Origin of the sequence: Leptospira selangorensis (genome assembly GCF_004769405.1) — a bacterium.
In the GTDB taxonomy this organism is placed as follows: domain Bacteria; phylum Spirochaetota; class Leptospiria; order Leptospirales; family Leptospiraceae; genus Leptospira_B; species Leptospira_B selangorensis.
Window position 1 is genome coordinate 710,903 of record NZ_RQES01000005.1, and the last position, 15,406, is coordinate 726,308.

A 15,406-nucleotide genomic window follows, 5' to 3' on the forward strand; every position below is an offset into this window, starting at 1 on the left:
CATGGATGATGATGGCTGCTATCATCCTGCTGGGAAGTATCGGCTTCTCCCGTATGGGTCTTTCTCAGATGCCGGACGTGGACTTCCCGATCGTAAACGTTACTCTTACTTTGACTGGTGCAAATGCTCAGGTCATGGAGACGGACGTAGTTGATCCAATCGAAGAAGTTCTGATGACAGTCCAAGGTGTGGTAGAAGTTCGTTCCGTTTCTACCGATGGTTCTGCCACGATCACTGTGGAGTTGGAACTCAAACGTGATGTGGATGTTGCCGTCCAAGAGATCCAAACTAAGATTGCACAGGTAAGTAATAAACTCCCGGACGATTTGGATCCAGCGGTCATCATGAAGTCGAATCCGGACGATCAACCGATTATCTGGGTTACCTTAACTGCTACCAATAGGAGTGAACAAGAGAAGATGGTCTTCGTTAAGACCAGACTCAAGGACAGGTTCCAAGAAGTTCCGGGAGTGGGGGAAATCATCCTGGGCGGTTATGTAGACCGGACCATCAATGTGTTTTTAGATCCTATCCGTCTTTTGAGAGCGGAACTTACTGTTAATGATATCATTAATACATTAACGGAACAGAATATAGAAGTTCCTTCAGGAAGAGTTCAGAATAAGACTTCGGAAGTTTCCTTAAGAGCAGTAGGGGACGTTCCAACTGTAGAACAATTTTCTAATATATACATCAACTCCAGAAGTGGTGCAGCAATGTTTCGCCCGGTCCGCTTAAGAGAAGTTGCGAAGATTGAAGACGGTCTCGACGAGATCAGAAGAATTTCTAGATTTAACGGAGTTTCTTCCGTCGGTTTAGGGATCAAGAAGATCAAAGGTGCAAACGCTGTAGAAGTCGGCGACATGGTGAAGGCTAAGTTAGAAGAACTTAGGCCGACTCTTCCTCCCGGGTTCGAACTGAATATTTCAAATGATAATACTACTTTTATTAGAGATTCCGTTCACGAATTAGTTTTTACTCTCATACTTTCTGCAGTGCTTACGGGAATCGTATGTAGATTGTTCTTAGGAAATTGGAGTAGTACTTGGAACGTTCTTCTTGCAATTCCTACTTCCGTGATGGGAACGTTTTTGATCCTGTATTTTGCAGGTTTTACATTAAACACATTCACATTACTCGGTCTTTCTTTGGCGACAGGTATCGTTGTCGATGATGCCATCATGGTCTTGGAGAATATCAGTAGGCATAGAGAATCCGGAAAAACCTGGTTCCAAGCATCATTGGATGGAGCCTCCGAGATCAGATTTGCTGCATTAGCCGCTACACTTGCTATTATCGCGATCTTCCTCCCGGTTGCGTTTATGTCCGGGATCATTGGTCGTTACTTCTTGGAATTCGGAGTTACAGTTTCCGTAGCAGTCGCTCTTTCTCTTTTTGAAGCATTGAGCTTTACTCCAATGAGAGCTTCTCGTTATAGAGAAAGTAAAGAAGCACAGAAAAAACAAAAATCAAAATCTCCGTTTACCTTACCTGCTGATACATTCTTTACCAAACTAAAGAATACAGCAGATCGTTTTTCCTTCTTCAAAAGAATGGATCCGGTCATTGAGAACTTTCTACAATTCTCAGAAAGGGTTTATGGTAGAGTTTTAGAATTTGTAATTCGTAAACCCGGAACTGTGATCGTTTCTTCCGTTCTATTCTTCGCATTCTCACTTATCTTCCTAGTTTTACTCAAGAAGGAGTTCATTCCTCCTCAGGATATGGGAAGATTTATCGTCCGAGCAAAGATGCCGATCGGTTCTTCTATCATTCGCACGGATGAAGCAATGAAGAAGGTGGAGGGCTATCTTAGCTCTCGCCCTATCGTAGAAAAATATATGAGCAATATCGGAGGAATGGGAGGTACCGAATCCAACACCGGTATGTTCTTCGTTACCATGAAGGAAATGGGACATCGTCCTAAAAGTAAAAAAACAGGAAGAGAGATCACTCAGTCGGAAGTATTTGGTGAGCTCAGAAAAGATCTGAAAGAGCTTGTGCCTGAAGCGAAGTTTTCCGTCCAAGATCTTTCTCAAAGAGGTTTCAGTCCCGGCCGAGGTTATCCTGTCGAGTTGGTTTTGACCGGACCTGATTGGGCAACACTTGCAAAACTTTCGGATTCTATCCGAGAAAAATTAGATTCTTCTAAAACGATTTTGGATATTGATACGGACTATGTTTCCGGACAACCTGAAGTCAAAATTCTACCAAACAGAGAAGCAGCCGCAGTCCGCGGTGTGAGTATGGCAAACATCGGAAATACGATCGGGCCTTTGATGGGAGGACGTAACGTAAGTCGTTTTACTGAGAATGGTAGAAGTTTTGATGTTCGGGTCAAGATCGACAAAGACCAAGGAGAGAGCACTGATATCATTCCGAATATAGGTGTTAGAAACACTTACGGAGAGATTGTTCGTTTGAAAGATGTTTTGGTCCTCCAGGCAACCAACACTCTCAAAAATATCACTAGAGTAAACAGAGATAGATCCATTAAAATTTTCGGAAACCCTCCTAAGGAAAAAGGACAAACTTGGGCAACGAGCGAAGCAATTCGGATAGCAAAAGAAATGCTTCCGGAAGGTTATCATGTGGAAGTTACCGGTTCCGCAAAAACGGCTTCCGATTCGCAATCCAGTTTATCAGGTGCTTTGATCTTAGGGATTATAATGTCATTTATGATCTTGGCGAGCCAGTTCAATAGTTTGAAACAACCTTTCTATATTCTTCTTTCCATGCCTTTCAGTTTTTCTGGCGCGTTAATCGCTCTTTGGATAGCGGGGCAGTCCTTCAATATGTATAGCTTTATAGGATTGATACTACTCCTGGGACTAGTTAAGAAGAACTCAATTCTTCTAGTAGAATTCGTGAATCATGTTAGAAGTGAAGGGAAGAATATTGCCGATGCGATCCGGATCGGTTGTCCTGTCCGTTTAAGGCCTGTGCTGATGACCACATTCTCTTCGATTGCAGCCGCTATACCTCCTGCTTTGGCATTGGGCCCAGGAGCGGAAACTAGGATCCCAATGGCGATCACTATCTTGGGTGGTTTGATCGTTTCTACTTTAATTACTTTAGTGGTCGTTCCAGCCGCTTATTATCTTATGGAAAATGAGAAAGATGAAGTACGTAGATACTCTTAATAATTATAGAAAAATAATATTATCTATTCTTACCTGTTCTCTTGTTTGGGGATGCGCTTCCAGCCCGGAAGTAAAAGTCGCAGACGGAGTGGTGGAAGAAAGTTTAAAAAATATAACAGGGATTACTACCCAGGATGTAGAAAAAACAGTCTCGAAAGATACATTCGGTCTGGACGATCTTTATATTCTTGCTGTAGAAAGAACGGAAAGGATCGCGCTTAAGAACGAAGCGACAGAACAGGCTTTAGCGCAGAAGGACAAGGCATTCGCAGGTTTTATGCCGACTCTTTCTTATGTGTTCAACAAGTTCTATTCTATTCCTGGTCATACACAACAACCTTCTATAGTAGATAATTATAAAACATATAAGGCAATCCAAAGCGGAGATCCTCTCAGTTTATTACCTTCTTCCAGTTCGGGAAGTAGTCTTCCTCCAACTGTGGGAGCGGGTTCTCGTTTATTACTCAGTATTCCTCTCTCTGCGGGACTGGCTTCCTACCAAGATTACAGAGCTTCTAAAAATCTAGCCGAGCAAAGAAGGTTAGAGGCAAAACATGAAGCAGGCAGAATGTACCTGGAGATCGCACAGGCCTATTTCAACTTTTTACAATTGGAAGAAAGTGTAAAAATTTCCCAAGAAGCTTATGAATTGAACCAAGACTCTTTGCAGGAAAGAAAAAGAATGTATGCAGTAGGAAGGATCATGAGATCCGACCTTCTGAATTCGGAAACTAGTCTTTCCAATGCGGAAGCAGTTCTTGCAGATGCAAAATTCCAATTAGAGCAAGTGCGCATCACATTGGCGACTATGGTGGGTTATGAAAAACCTATCTCTGTCGCAGGATTCAAGGCCGAATTGGAGCCGATCCCGACAGGTATGGAGCCGGAAGAATATTTAGCAAAAAGATACGATGTTCTTTCTACCTATCAAAGTGTTAAGGTGGCGGAAGCGCAAAAGGATAAGGCTTGGGTGGGCTTTGCTCCTACTATTGCATTAAATAATTATTATTCTCTTCCTTATCCTGGCCAGACACATTCCAAAGATATTACTGCTCAGTTGCAGATTACGATGCCTTTAACACCATTCTCTCAAATGGCAGATTTAAGAGCGGCAGATTCCGCAAAAAAACAGGCAAAATTAACCGCTTCTCAAACTAGAAGGATAGCTACTCAAGAGATCCGTAATGCTTTCGAAAGTTTTAAGAATTCCCAAAAGATATTGGGGATCTATCAAAAAGCATTCGTATCTGCTCAAGAAACTTCTCAAAGCCAGGCAAGCGGTTATCGTTCCGGTAGAAATAGTAGGATAGAAGCGATTGCCTCTAGAATTGCGATGTTAAATGCAGAGATTACGTATCGCAAAATGTTGCACCAACATTCTTTGAATCGTATTGCTTTGGGAGTTGCGATAGGAGAAATCCCGCATCTTCCGGGAGAAAAAAAAGAAGAATAAAAAAACGGCCGACGATTGCCGGCCGTTCTACTTTTTAAACCGCTGCCGCGGCTTGCCTGTTCGCTCTTTCTAAACGTAATAGATTCCCTTCTGCGATCGCTAAAGAATCTATATTATAATCTTGTGAATGTTTGATCCTTTGTTTTTTCAGATCCCCATCCACTTGACCCAAAGATTTTTCGAAAAGCATTCCGGCCACGAATCTTGCGGCGATCTCCACAGTTTCGAAAGCTAACTCGTCCTTTGTAAAACCATCACCTATCGATTTGTAAGAATGAACTGCTTGTTCCAATTTTTCCCAAAGAGATCTAAGATCTGTAGAAGGAGAAAATTTGGACATTTCTTCTTCCGCATATGCTCTTAGATGGCCGCTCGCTGCCATTCCGGAAACAACTCCTCCAATTGCTGCAACAATCTGTAATTGAGTTGTACCTTCGTAAATTGTGGTGATCCTACTGTCTCTGTAGATCCTTGCTACATCATAATCTTCGGTGTATCCACTTCCTCCATGGATTTGGATTGCATCTGATGCAAGTGCAACACAACCTTCGGAGGCGTAATATTTACTCATAGGAGTGAATAAGTCTGCCAGTTTTTCCCAACGGCGGATTGTTTCGTCTTGGTTTACATCCCTCTCGCTCTTACCTTCTTCTTTGAGCATTCTTTCTTTTCTCCAATGATAAAGATCGATTGCTCTTCCTGTTTCGGAAACAAGACATCTTGTGGCTAAAATTTCCCTTTCCATCTTGTCCAAAATTTTTCGGACCGCAGGGATCTTCTCTATCGGTTTACCGAATTGTATTCTTTCTGATGCATATTTTTTTGCTTCAAAATAAGCAGCAGTCCCGATCCCTAAAGATTGTGTAGCGATGGTAAGCCTTGCAGCATTCATCATTCCCATAGAATATTTCACAAGGCCATAACCTGTTTTTCCGATCAATACTCCTGGAGAATTTTCAAAAACAACTTCACAAGTAGGAGAACAATGTAATCCCATTTTATGTTCTATTCCTGCAACATGAACGTCTTTACCTTGTACTAAGAAGAAAGAAAGTCCTCTTGCTCCACTTTCAGGGCTTCCAGTTCTGGCTAATGTAAGAATTACGGAAGGAGAATCCACATAACCGCAGGCATGAGTGATAAAACGTTTTGCTCCGTTGATTTTCCAGGTCCCGTCAGCATCCTGAGTTGCTCTAGTCTGCACATTTGGAAGATCTGAACCGTAATTGGGTTCGGTCAAGGCCATGGCGGCACTGAATTTTCCTGCAGCGATCTGAGGCAACCATTCGTCGCACATTTCGTCGGAAGCAAATCTTTCCATAATCTCGACTATATTAATATTTCCGTATGCTAGACAAAATGCCGCATCTGCTCTGGCGGCTATCTCGCACATCATGGATTGAACGGTTGCAGGCAAACCTAAACCTCCGTATTTTCTGGAGATTGAGATAGGCATTAGCCCTGCATCCTTTAAGGTTTTATAACATTCTTCTTGTGCTTTTGGGAAAGTGACTTTGCCGTTCTCGTATTTTAATCCGGTCTGGTCCATTTCCTTACTACGAGGAGCCACGAAGTCTCCCATAATTTCTCCCAAAGCATCCACAGTAGATTTATAATAATCTATCGCTTCTTGCACGGTAGAAGGTGCATATGCAAACCTGTCATCGTTAGTCTGTTTGTATTTGGCCGCATCATGGAAATCTCCTTCGTATGCAGCTACGATCTCCTTCCAATCTATAAGATTATCAAAATGAGTTTGTAAGTCGGTATTATCCTGGAAATAGTTTCCTTGAATCATATGTATGCTCCCTGTCGCTTAAGGCCTTTAGGTGTACTGCTTTATTAAGCTTGTGTCAAGTAATACCTTATACTTCTTATTTTGAATAGATACTTTGGTTTGTAATACGAACAAAGAAGAAGGAACCGAACAGGTGTTTGGAACAATGTTTGAGCTTTACAACTCGAACAATTTACAATAATTTAACTCTTTAATACCGCGGTTTAAAAGTAACTTTTTCGGTTAAAAATCGAAGTATCCGACGAGGATAAAATCATGAATAAAATCGGGCTAGGTATCGGTTTTTTATATTTATTAGGAATCGTTTTGTCAGGATGTTCCGAATCTGTAGGAGCTCCAAAAGAGAAGAAAGGAGGTAAGATGAAATACGAAGTGCAAAAATCGGAAGAAGAATGGAAAAAAGTCCTAAGTGCGGATCAATACCGGATCATCAGAGAAAAAGGAACGGAAAGAGCGTTTACCGGAGAATATTATTATAATAAGGAAAAAGGAAAATATCTTTGTGCTGCCTGCGGTGCCGAATTATTCAGCTCGGACACTAAGTATGAATCCGGAAGCGGCTGGCCTTCTTTTTATAAACCTGCAGCGGACAAGTCGGTCCAATCCGAAACGGATACAAGTCATGGAATGACTCGCACAGAAGTTATGTGTGCCAGATGTGGAGGACATTTAGGACATGTATTTCCTGATGGGCCTGAGCCGACCGGACTTAGATATTGTATCAATTCGGCTTCTTTAAAATTTAAAAAAGATTAATATTCAAAGGAAAGCATGGCTTCTGCTCAAAAACAATTAGGCGAAATATTCCGAAATCTACATTCAAAAGATATCTTCGTCATGCCTAACGCATGGGACGCGGGAAGTGCTCGTATGTTGGCAGGTGCAGGATATTCTGCGATTGGGACTACAAGCGCCGGTATCGCTTTCGCGGCAGGGTTACCGGATCACCAGATCATGAGTAAAGAAGACATGCTCTCCGAAGTAAAATCCATAGTGGATTCCATAGGACTTCCGGTAAGTGCAGATCTGGAAGGTGGTTATGGGATCCAACCTTCTCAAGTGGCAGAAACCGTAAAACAAGCGATCGGGATTGGAGTGGTCGGCTGTAATATAGAAGATCTGAGTGGAGATCCTTCTTCTCCTTTGTTAGATATCAAACTTGCTACGGAAAGAATTTCTGCGATCAGAAATGTCGCAGACCAAACTGGAATTCCATTTACGCTCACTGCAAGAACGGATGCCTTCTTAACCAATCATCCGAATGCAATGGAAGAAGCGATCACTCGTTGTAATTCCTATAGAGAAGCGGGAGCAGATTGTCTTTTTATACCCGGGATTGGAGATCCACAAACGATAGGCACATTAGTACGTTCTATCAATGGTCCGTTAAATGTGGTCATGGGTTTAAGTCATAACCAACTTACTGTTGAGGAATTGAGATCACTTGGAGTCCGAAGAATTAGTATAGGTGGAAGTCTTGCAAGGGCCTGTTTTCATCTGATCAGACAGGCCGCGCTCGAGATCAAGAACTCAGGCACATTCACCTATGCAGATCATCAGTATTCTCATAAAGAATTATGCGATTTTTTTGCGGAATATGAGGCCAAAACGAAATGACATTCTTCCATATTTCATGGAGTAGAAGGGCATAAAATTCTGTTTGCGCCTCGGGGCTGAGAATGGATTCTACCGTAGGGCGGGATATTCGCCCGCGGCAGAAACTGAATGAAGAGAGACCATCTTACTTACCTTCCCGAAAAAGGGAATATCCGTCCTGTTATCGTACAACATTTAGCCGAGATCTATCACCATATATATTATTTTTTCTGTCATATCCTGGGGATCTTTATAGAACTTCCGGATCATACCGAGGGATATAAACGCCCTATCGTATGTGTTTCCGGATTTTTGGGAAGAGGTCTGACTTGGACCGCGATGCGCAAACATCTGATCTCTCTTGGTCATCCGGTTTATGTAGTTCCACTCGGTTTCCAAACCGGAAATATCCGTAAAAAAAGTAAGATACTTGAGAATTTCTTAATAGAGAAGAACATAAAAGACTGTTATCTGATCTGTCACTCTATGGGAGGACTCATCGCTGCAGGTTTAAGTTATAAAGGAAGAGATCGGGTCCGAAAAATTTTCGTGGTAGGGTCTCCTATGCATGGAACTTATATGGCATACCTTGCTCCAATTTTCCCTTGCACCTGGCAGATGATGCCCGGATCCAAATTGGTGAAGGAAGTTGTAGAAACTTATTCAAAATTTCATAATGTACAAGCAGTATTTACAAAGGGAGAAGGTATCGTCCGTCCTTGGGAAAGTGCCACTCTCGGACATTTTGATGATGTAGAGATCCCCGAATACGGACATTTGAATTTATATTTAGGACCACTAGGAATAGAATGCCTTGGCTCTTTAGTCACTTCGGAAGAGAAGAAAGATCCACTTCCAATTAAACAAAAACCGGTCGTCAAGGAAGATGTGAAGAAGGAAACAGTTGCCTCCGCTCCTTCTAAAAAAGTTTCCCCTAAAACTGCTGCGACTAAAAAAACAAGTCCTGCTAAAAAGAAAACTGCTAAGCCGGCTCCTAAAAAAGCAAAACCTAAGAAGAAACGTTAGACTTCTTTATTATTTCGGCGGGAAATACGTAAGAGATTTTCCGCCGGAGTCCCATTTTCTTGTTCCTGCTCCCCACACAGTAATCGAATTCTTTTCAGAAGTGAAACTTGTTGTCCCGTCCGGAAACACATTCACTTGATACTTTGGAGTTTCTAATCTATAAGTCCCATTCTTGAAAAGATAAACTCTTTCCTTTCTGGGAGATTGGAACACACCTTCTACCTTACCTTTCAAAGATTCTATTTTCAAAGAAAAAGGGATCCTAATATCTGGAATGGAAGAAGGATCGGTAATATTCGTTAAGTCCGCAATCTCTACCGTTTTAAAAGAAGAAGCTTCCGAGGAGGTAAACGGTAAAGTAATTGTTCCGATAATTTCCCATTCTAAAAACTTTGCAGGAAGATCTTTTGATTCGTTATCCAAGTGGTTCGATAGATCCGATTGCAATTTGGAAACACTAGAATTGAGAACCGATTTTAATGCGGAGTCTATACTTTCTCCCTCGCATGTTTTATCCCAAAGATCTTTAATCTTAGAATTCCCATATTTTTGAGAAATATAATACATTGCCAAAAATCCTGCGAGATACGGGTCCGATCTTTCTAATTGTAATTTTCCTTTTCTAAGAATAATATTTTCATAATATTCTCTGTATTTGGTTCCTTTATATTTTGGCCAACCAAATTGAGCTATAAATTCAGCGTGACCTTCCACAAGCCAATAGGGTTGAATAACGGGAGGTTGGTTTTTTCCGGTCCGAATTGTATTACATCTGATCTGCTGCATATGATGAGCAACCTCATGATATACCATGTGAGTAGGTTGAGTCGAATATTGATACCTTTTGATCTCAAGATCAGTATCTTCCGAGATCATATCTTTTTCAGAACTAGGGTCACAAAAACTGATCCCGTAAATCCCACCTCTACCTCCACTACACGCGATTCCGGCTAAATTATTAAATTCCCTGAAAGATTTCGCATCTTGAAAAAATGCAACGAGTATCTTGGAGGAGGGGACAAGGTCGAAATCACTTTCCGCTTTTTTGAAAAAATCTTTAGTGGTTTTGGATTCCGTAAATGCATGAACAAAAAGTGAATTTTTAGGTTCGAACTCGAAATAAAAACGATCCTTTTCTTCCGAAAGTTTTCCGTATCTTCCCGGTTTAGTGAATCTGAAGAATTTTTTCTCTGAGGCATTCTCGTATAAATATTCTAATCTACCTGCAACAGTATAAAAAGAAGCAGTAATCTGAGATTTGTCGGGAAAGGTAAGGACTTGTTCGGATTGACAGTTCGGACATTTTTTGGGCCAAGAATAGATCTTAATTCCATCTTTTTCTAATCCCCATTCTTCAGAAGATCGATGCATAAAACTAGTACCGTCTTTCAAATCCCATTTATAAACTCCGGGGCTCCATTGATAAACAGTTCCGCCATCCGGACCTGTATAATGTCCAACTGCATTCGGAATTTTTAATGCAAAATCCTTCTCCGCCGGAAACGGGAATTTATCCAATTCTTCCCAACTGGAGGGGGGCGGTTTTCCAATTTGATAAAATAAACTTGGGAGAATTAGAGCCATTTACTAACTCCACTTTAGGCGCCTGGGCCTGTGCATAAAATGAAGAAGTAAAGATTAAAGTATAAAGAAAGATCTGAAAAACTTTTTGTCTCAATGTATTATCTCCCAGCTTTTATCTTAGAAGAGACGAAATAAACTAAGATTGATCTTCCGATAAAACGATCAAAGAATCAGAGTCGTGTAATGTAAAAAACTCCAACTTATCCGGGATCAGATATACACCATATCCTTTGGATTCGTCCGTTTCTTCTGAAACGATCCGTATTCCAAAGCAGGTTTCTTTTCTTTGTTGGGCCGCTAACATACAATCCGCAAAATTCACACGTTTTGGAAAATCCTCGAAATATAAGAATGCAGGTTTAAGATAGATCTCACTTCCTTCCGGATCGAACAAACTATCATACACTCTCATAACATCCGGCTCTTGGGAAACCTGGGCCATCATTTTGGAAACAAATTGGTTCGAGATCAAAAAGTCCTTCACTCCGGTTTCCAAAACTAATTCCGTATTTTCAGAATTCATAATTTCGGTGATTAGTTGTGTCTCTGCCTTTTTGCCGCCTGCCTGGTGTTTCTTCTTAAAGTATTGGCGAAATCTTAATAGAAGAGAAATGGTCCTCGCGTCCACTTCTTCGATATTCTCTTTCTCTTCTGCCAAGAATATTACGGAATCATACTGCTCTGGGGAAAGTTTTTCCAAAATACCTTCTTGGGAAAGATTGGCGATCAGGGATCTGAGTTTGATCTGAGGATATTTTGTCTTCAGTTTTGCAAGTGCGGATTTGATCTCTTCATTGGATTCATTTATCAAAAGATCAATTTGGGAATCAGGAGAGGAAAATTTCGCGTATTCATTCACGATGATCTTACTTTTAGAATTCCAGCCGATGATCAATTGTTTGTCAATGGGTCGGGATAAAGTAGTATTCGGGTAAGAAAGTGCGGCATTCACGACCACAGGTTTATCATCGAATTTGATCTTAGAATCATCTTCCGCAAGGATGATCGCATCTTCTTCATTCTCGGGTAAATATTCTGGGTTAGGATTTAAAACAATTTCTCCGCTGACTTTTCTGAAACCTAACGGAACCGATTCCTTGAATCTAAATGAAATTTCAGAATAATTTAAACCTCTCCAACCATTCTTCGGTTTATAAAAATAGAGCTCATTTCCTTCAAATCCAACCAGGTTCGAATATACGATTGCAAGACCGGATGTCCTGGAAGTTTGTACAAGCAATTTGGAAAGAATACTTCTTTCATCCATGACCTGAACGGATTCGGAAAGATCAGAAGCAATATTGCGATTTTCTAATCCATGAAGTTCTGCAACGATAGGAGGAAGTCCTGATTCTCCATTTAATGCAACGAGTGCCATGATGGACTTTAATACTTTTGCATCTCCTATTGATTTACCCTCTTCCGATTCCTCTGAACCTGAAGGATTTAAGATAATGATACTTTTGGCTTTGGAAGCATTTACCCTTTTTAAGGAATGAAGATGAGAAGGTAATCCTGATCTGGTGATAATTTTTGTCGTTTTCGTATTCGATAAATTTTCGGATAGAAAATCATCCATTTCTTCCTTATCTTGGTCCGCGAGTATAACTGCCGTTTTTCCGGATTCGGAAGAATTCGCTTCTATCAATTCCCTTAATATTTCGATCGTACGAACCCCAAAACCTAAGATCAATGTATGATCTGATTCCAAAACTTCACTTTTGCCTTTTCTGAGTTCTTGGATTTTTTGATCGAATTGATTCGTGATAAATGCGACTAAGCTGGAAAATAAAACTAAACCTGAAAATACGCTTAGGATACCAATGATCTTATTGAACCAGTTGGATTCTCCATCTTCTGCCACTGCGCCCGCATCTGAGATTTGTAAAAAGACTCTCCATAAAAAATCCCCAGACTCCTTAATGGATTCGTCCGGAAATAAAAATGCCCCGAGTATCCGTACGAAAGATAAAAATACGAATGCTCCTAAGAATAAGGTCATCAGAGCCGCGAATACGGAACCTCCTCCCCTAGACATAAAATTATCAAAATGGTAACGAAACTTTTTAAAAATGCCGGGTTTCTCTTTCATGAGGGCTGAACATTAGTTATATAATTTTCTATTTCAAATCTAAAATCCTAAGACTGGAAATTTATTTTTGAACGAGCATCTTTCTCCTGGTTTCAAGAGTATGCTTACCTTTTATAATCAATCTAAATCCGAATATTTATAGAATCGGATCTAAGATTTTGACCGACAGAATCCAAGGAATGTGAAATACTCGCTCGATTAGATTATGGCTCGCATCTTTTTCATTTTTCTAAGTAGTTTATTATTTCTGTTCTCCTGTAATTCTCCCCAAGTAACCGCTTATCAGGAGCATAGTGAACACCACGAGTTTATCGGAAGTTGTTTAGATTTTTTGGCGGGAAGTGACTCTTTTGTTCCTTTGACGGATGCAGTTGCCTTGGATGAGTTACGACATTCTGCAGAAGAGCATGCATCTAATAGTGTAATCATCGGGGATTTGTATTATGATCTAAACCAGAAAGAAGGAAGGCATTTCTATCTGGAAAGTGACGATTCGATCGCATATTATCGGCCCCAAGCGGTTGTGCTCGGGGGCTGGGAAATGATCCAGCATCTATGCGCTAGACATATCCGACATGAGATTGAAAGAGGATTTGCAAAGTCTTCTTCCATTTTGAAAAAGAATCCTGCCTCTATTAAAGAAGCAGAAATTCTCGCAGAAAAAAATCTGATCCTCTACTTGAAGTTCGCAGAGGCTTCTAAGGGGAAACCGAGCCATATCAGGAATTTTCTTTTTATTCCTGTTTCTAGATTTCTTAAGAAGGGAGCGGGGGTCTATTTTCCTTCCTGCAATTTGATGGATAAAATGAAGGATCCAATTCTGTACGGATTACAAAGTGCGAAAAGAAATCCGGAAACTATGACTGCTTGGACCCAAATGATGTTGGCAGTTACTAACTTCTCTGCAACACATATGCACGATTGTAAGGTAAGTGTCGAAAGTCCTTTAAAACTTTTGCAGGTAGAAAAAACGGAATTACGAGATGTAATAGAAGAGCCTCAAAGGAATCGATCGGCATCTAAAATAAAATTCGGATCGAAAGCTCGAAAATAATTCTATTTATTTAGCGGTATATTCTTCGAAGATCTCTCTGAGACTATCTTCCATTTCTCGGATATAACGTAGATCTTTGGTCATTCTCCAAAGAGTGATGGAGCCATGATACGCCATCAATACTCTTCTGGAAGTATATTGTATATCCATAGTTCTAGAAAATTGTCCCGAAGCAACTGCGCGACTCAGATAATCGCGGATCATCTTAGTCCATTTTTCAGCGATACCTTTTAGGAATTCAGTATATTCAGGATCCGCATCCATAACTTGATTTGCAAAACCTGCAAACGGATCTCCGAAAAATTCATGATGGCGGATCTGTCTTTCTTTCAAGATCACCCAAGCTCTTAAAAATTCTTGGACCTCCGGATATCTTTCCATGAGAGAAGCAAGATCAGAAAGAGTCTTTTCTTCCTGACGAGCGAGGTAAGCGATCCCTAATTCTTTTTTAGAAGGAAAATGATCGTAAAGACTAGCAGCTACGGAACCGGATTCTTGGATAATCTGTCTCATTCCTGTGTTGGAGAATCCTTGCTTGTAGAAAAGATCTGTCGCAGTATCTAGAATTCTTTCTCGGACACTGGCCCCGGAATCTCTTTTTTTTCTCTGAGCGGTCATGTGCTTAAATACGTTATTTTTTCAGTATTGCCCTAAAAACCTCGTTTCGTCAATAGAATTTGGGTTTAGCGTATAAAAAACCAGAACGAACGTTCTGTATTTTTTTATTGCCCCGATTTCCCAGGGGTCTAAGCTAGTGTCAGGACGGTTCAAAATGTCTGTTACGGAAAAAGAACAAGTCAGAACCAGATTTTCGGATCTAGATACGCAAAGACATACCACTAGCAGGACTTATGAAGACTCTTGTTTAGGGGATAGATATCGTATCTTAGAAGAAGCGGGATATTCTTGGAAAAGAATGATCGAAGAATCAGTTCGATTACAAACCGTCGGGGCAGATATACGCTTTCTTGCCCAACAAATGGAAAACACTGAGTTATCCATACGCACTAGTTATCGTTCCGGGCAAGACGGCCTGTTAACCTTCTCCCAAGAAGTTTTGGATCCAAACGGAAAAGTCGCAGCGGAGATCAGAACATTAGCAAGAACGGAGAAGGACGGAAAACCTTTCCAGTTAATTGCAGCCCAAGATCCTTCCGACGAATTGATCTCTTCATTCGAATCTATACCTTCTTTTTCAGGATCTTGTGAGCGCACACTTGCAGAAAGAGATCTATTTTTCTGCGAAAGAAATCCGTTCGGTGACTATAATCCTTCTCATTATTGGAGATTATTGGAAGAAGGTCGCTGGAATTTCACTGCAGAATGCGGACTTAGCCTAGAGGATCTAGTCGCAATGGACACCACACTTTTCTATATGGGTGGAAAGATCCGTTATCGTAAACCTCTCGCTGCAGGCAGAAGGGCTAAAATACAAACTTGGATTCATAGTTTTGATAAAATTTGGAGCCGTATGAGACAAGAGGTCAGCGACTCCGAAACTGGAGAAATTTTAGCGGAATCCATGGATGATCTACTCGTAGTATCCGTAAGCAAGTCTAGACCTAAAAAACCTGGAGAAGATCTGCTGAAAATATTCGCAAGGGTCACCGAATTTCCCGAGGGAAGCTCCAAATGAAATATTATCTTATTCTAATGAACG

At 40.8% G+C, this 15,406-nt stretch carries 11 protein-coding genes; 7 read left to right on the forward strand and 4 right to left on the reverse strand.

The features are described 5' to 3' along the window. The first annotated feature begins 5 nt into the window (after window positions 1–5). Together EHO58_RS04940 and EHO58_RS04945 are read left to right on the forward strand one after the other, a co-directional pair. The gene (locus EHO58_RS04940) at window positions 6–3,143 is read left to right on the forward strand and encodes an efflux RND transporter permease subunit (protein WP_244241080.1); all 3,138 of its coding nucleotides are present in this window, start codon (window positions 6–8) and stop codon (window positions 3,141–3,143) included. Then, window positions 3,121–4,596 carry a TolC family protein gene (locus EHO58_RS04945; RefSeq protein WP_135678954.1) on the forward strand — a complete coding sequence of 492 codons (1,476 nt, stop codon included), beginning with the start codon at window positions 3,121–3,123 and terminating at the stop codon, window positions 4,594–4,596. The genes EHO58_RS04940 and EHO58_RS04945 overlap by 23 nt, the downstream gene beginning before the upstream one ends. A 34-nt stretch (window positions 4,597–4,630) precedes the next feature. On the opposite strand, the gene EHO58_RS04950 is transcribed toward EHO58_RS04945, so the two are convergent. After that, a complete protein-coding gene (locus EHO58_RS04950; protein ID WP_135678956.1) occupies window positions 4,631–6,394 on the reverse strand; it encodes an acyl-CoA dehydrogenase family protein in 1,764 nt (587 codons plus the stop codon). Window positions 6,395–6,754: 360 nt separating this feature from the next. Here EHO58_RS04950 and msrB point away from each other — a divergent pair, with 360 nt between their 5' ends. The 3 genes from msrB (at window position 6,755) to EHO58_RS04965 (ending at window position 9,016) form a co-directional block, all read left to right on the forward strand. Beyond that, entirely contained in the window at window positions 6,755–7,150 is a 396-nt protein-coding gene (gene msrB, locus EHO58_RS04955; protein ID WP_207797631.1) for a peptide-methionine (R)-S-oxide reductase MsrB, read from the forward strand. Window positions 7,151–7,165: 15 nt separating this feature from the next. Then, window positions 7,166–8,011 carry an isocitrate lyase/PEP mutase family protein gene (locus EHO58_RS04960; RefSeq protein WP_135625752.1) on the forward strand — a complete coding sequence of 282 codons (846 nt, stop codon included), beginning with the start codon at window positions 7,166–7,168 and terminating at the stop codon, window positions 8,009–8,011. Window positions 8,012–8,119: 108 nt separating this feature from the next. Beyond that, window positions 8,120–9,016 (forward strand): esterase/lipase family protein, encoded by an 897-nt coding sequence (locus EHO58_RS04965; protein ID WP_135678958.1) that lies wholly within the window; start codon window positions 8,120–8,122, stop codon window positions 9,014–9,016. Window positions 9,017–9,025: 9 nt separating this feature from the next. Here the strand turns inward: EHO58_RS04965 and EHO58_RS04970 are convergent, their stop codons facing one another. Then, the gene (locus EHO58_RS04970; protein ID WP_135678961.1) at window positions 9,026–10,600 is read right to left on the reverse strand and encodes a DUF6055 domain-containing protein; all 1,575 of its coding nucleotides are present in this window, start codon (window positions 10,598–10,600) and stop codon (window positions 9,026–9,028) included. 136 nt (window positions 10,601–10,736) lie between these two features. Then, complete coding sequence (locus EHO58_RS04975) at window positions 10,737–12,638, reverse strand: CASTOR/POLLUX-related putative ion channel (protein WP_208728691.1); 1,902 nt, start codon at window positions 12,636–12,638, stop codon at window positions 10,737–10,739. Between the two features lie 259 nt (window positions 12,639–12,897). Here EHO58_RS04975 and EHO58_RS04980 point away from each other — a divergent pair, with 259 nt between their 5' ends. Then, window positions 12,898–13,746: a hypothetical protein gene (locus EHO58_RS04980; RefSeq protein ID WP_135678965.1), complete on the forward strand. Its 849-nt coding sequence runs from the start codon at window positions 12,898–12,900 to the stop codon at window positions 13,744–13,746. Window positions 13,747–13,752: 6 nt separating this feature from the next. Here the strand turns inward: EHO58_RS04980 and EHO58_RS04985 are convergent, their stop codons facing one another. After that, the gene (locus tag EHO58_RS04985; RefSeq protein ID WP_135625747.1) at window positions 13,753–14,364 is read right to left on the reverse strand and encodes a TetR/AcrR family transcriptional regulator; all 612 of its coding nucleotides are present in this window, start codon (window positions 14,362–14,364) and stop codon (window positions 13,753–13,755) included. A 154-nt stretch (window positions 14,365–14,518) separates the two neighbouring features. Here EHO58_RS04985 and EHO58_RS04990 point away from each other — a divergent pair, with 154 nt between their 5' ends. After that, on the forward strand, window positions 14,519–15,382 hold the full coding sequence (locus tag EHO58_RS04990; RefSeq protein ID WP_135678967.1) for a thioesterase family protein: 864 nt from the start codon (window positions 14,519–14,521) through the stop codon (window positions 15,380–15,382). Window positions 15,383–15,406 lie beyond the last annotated feature (24 nt).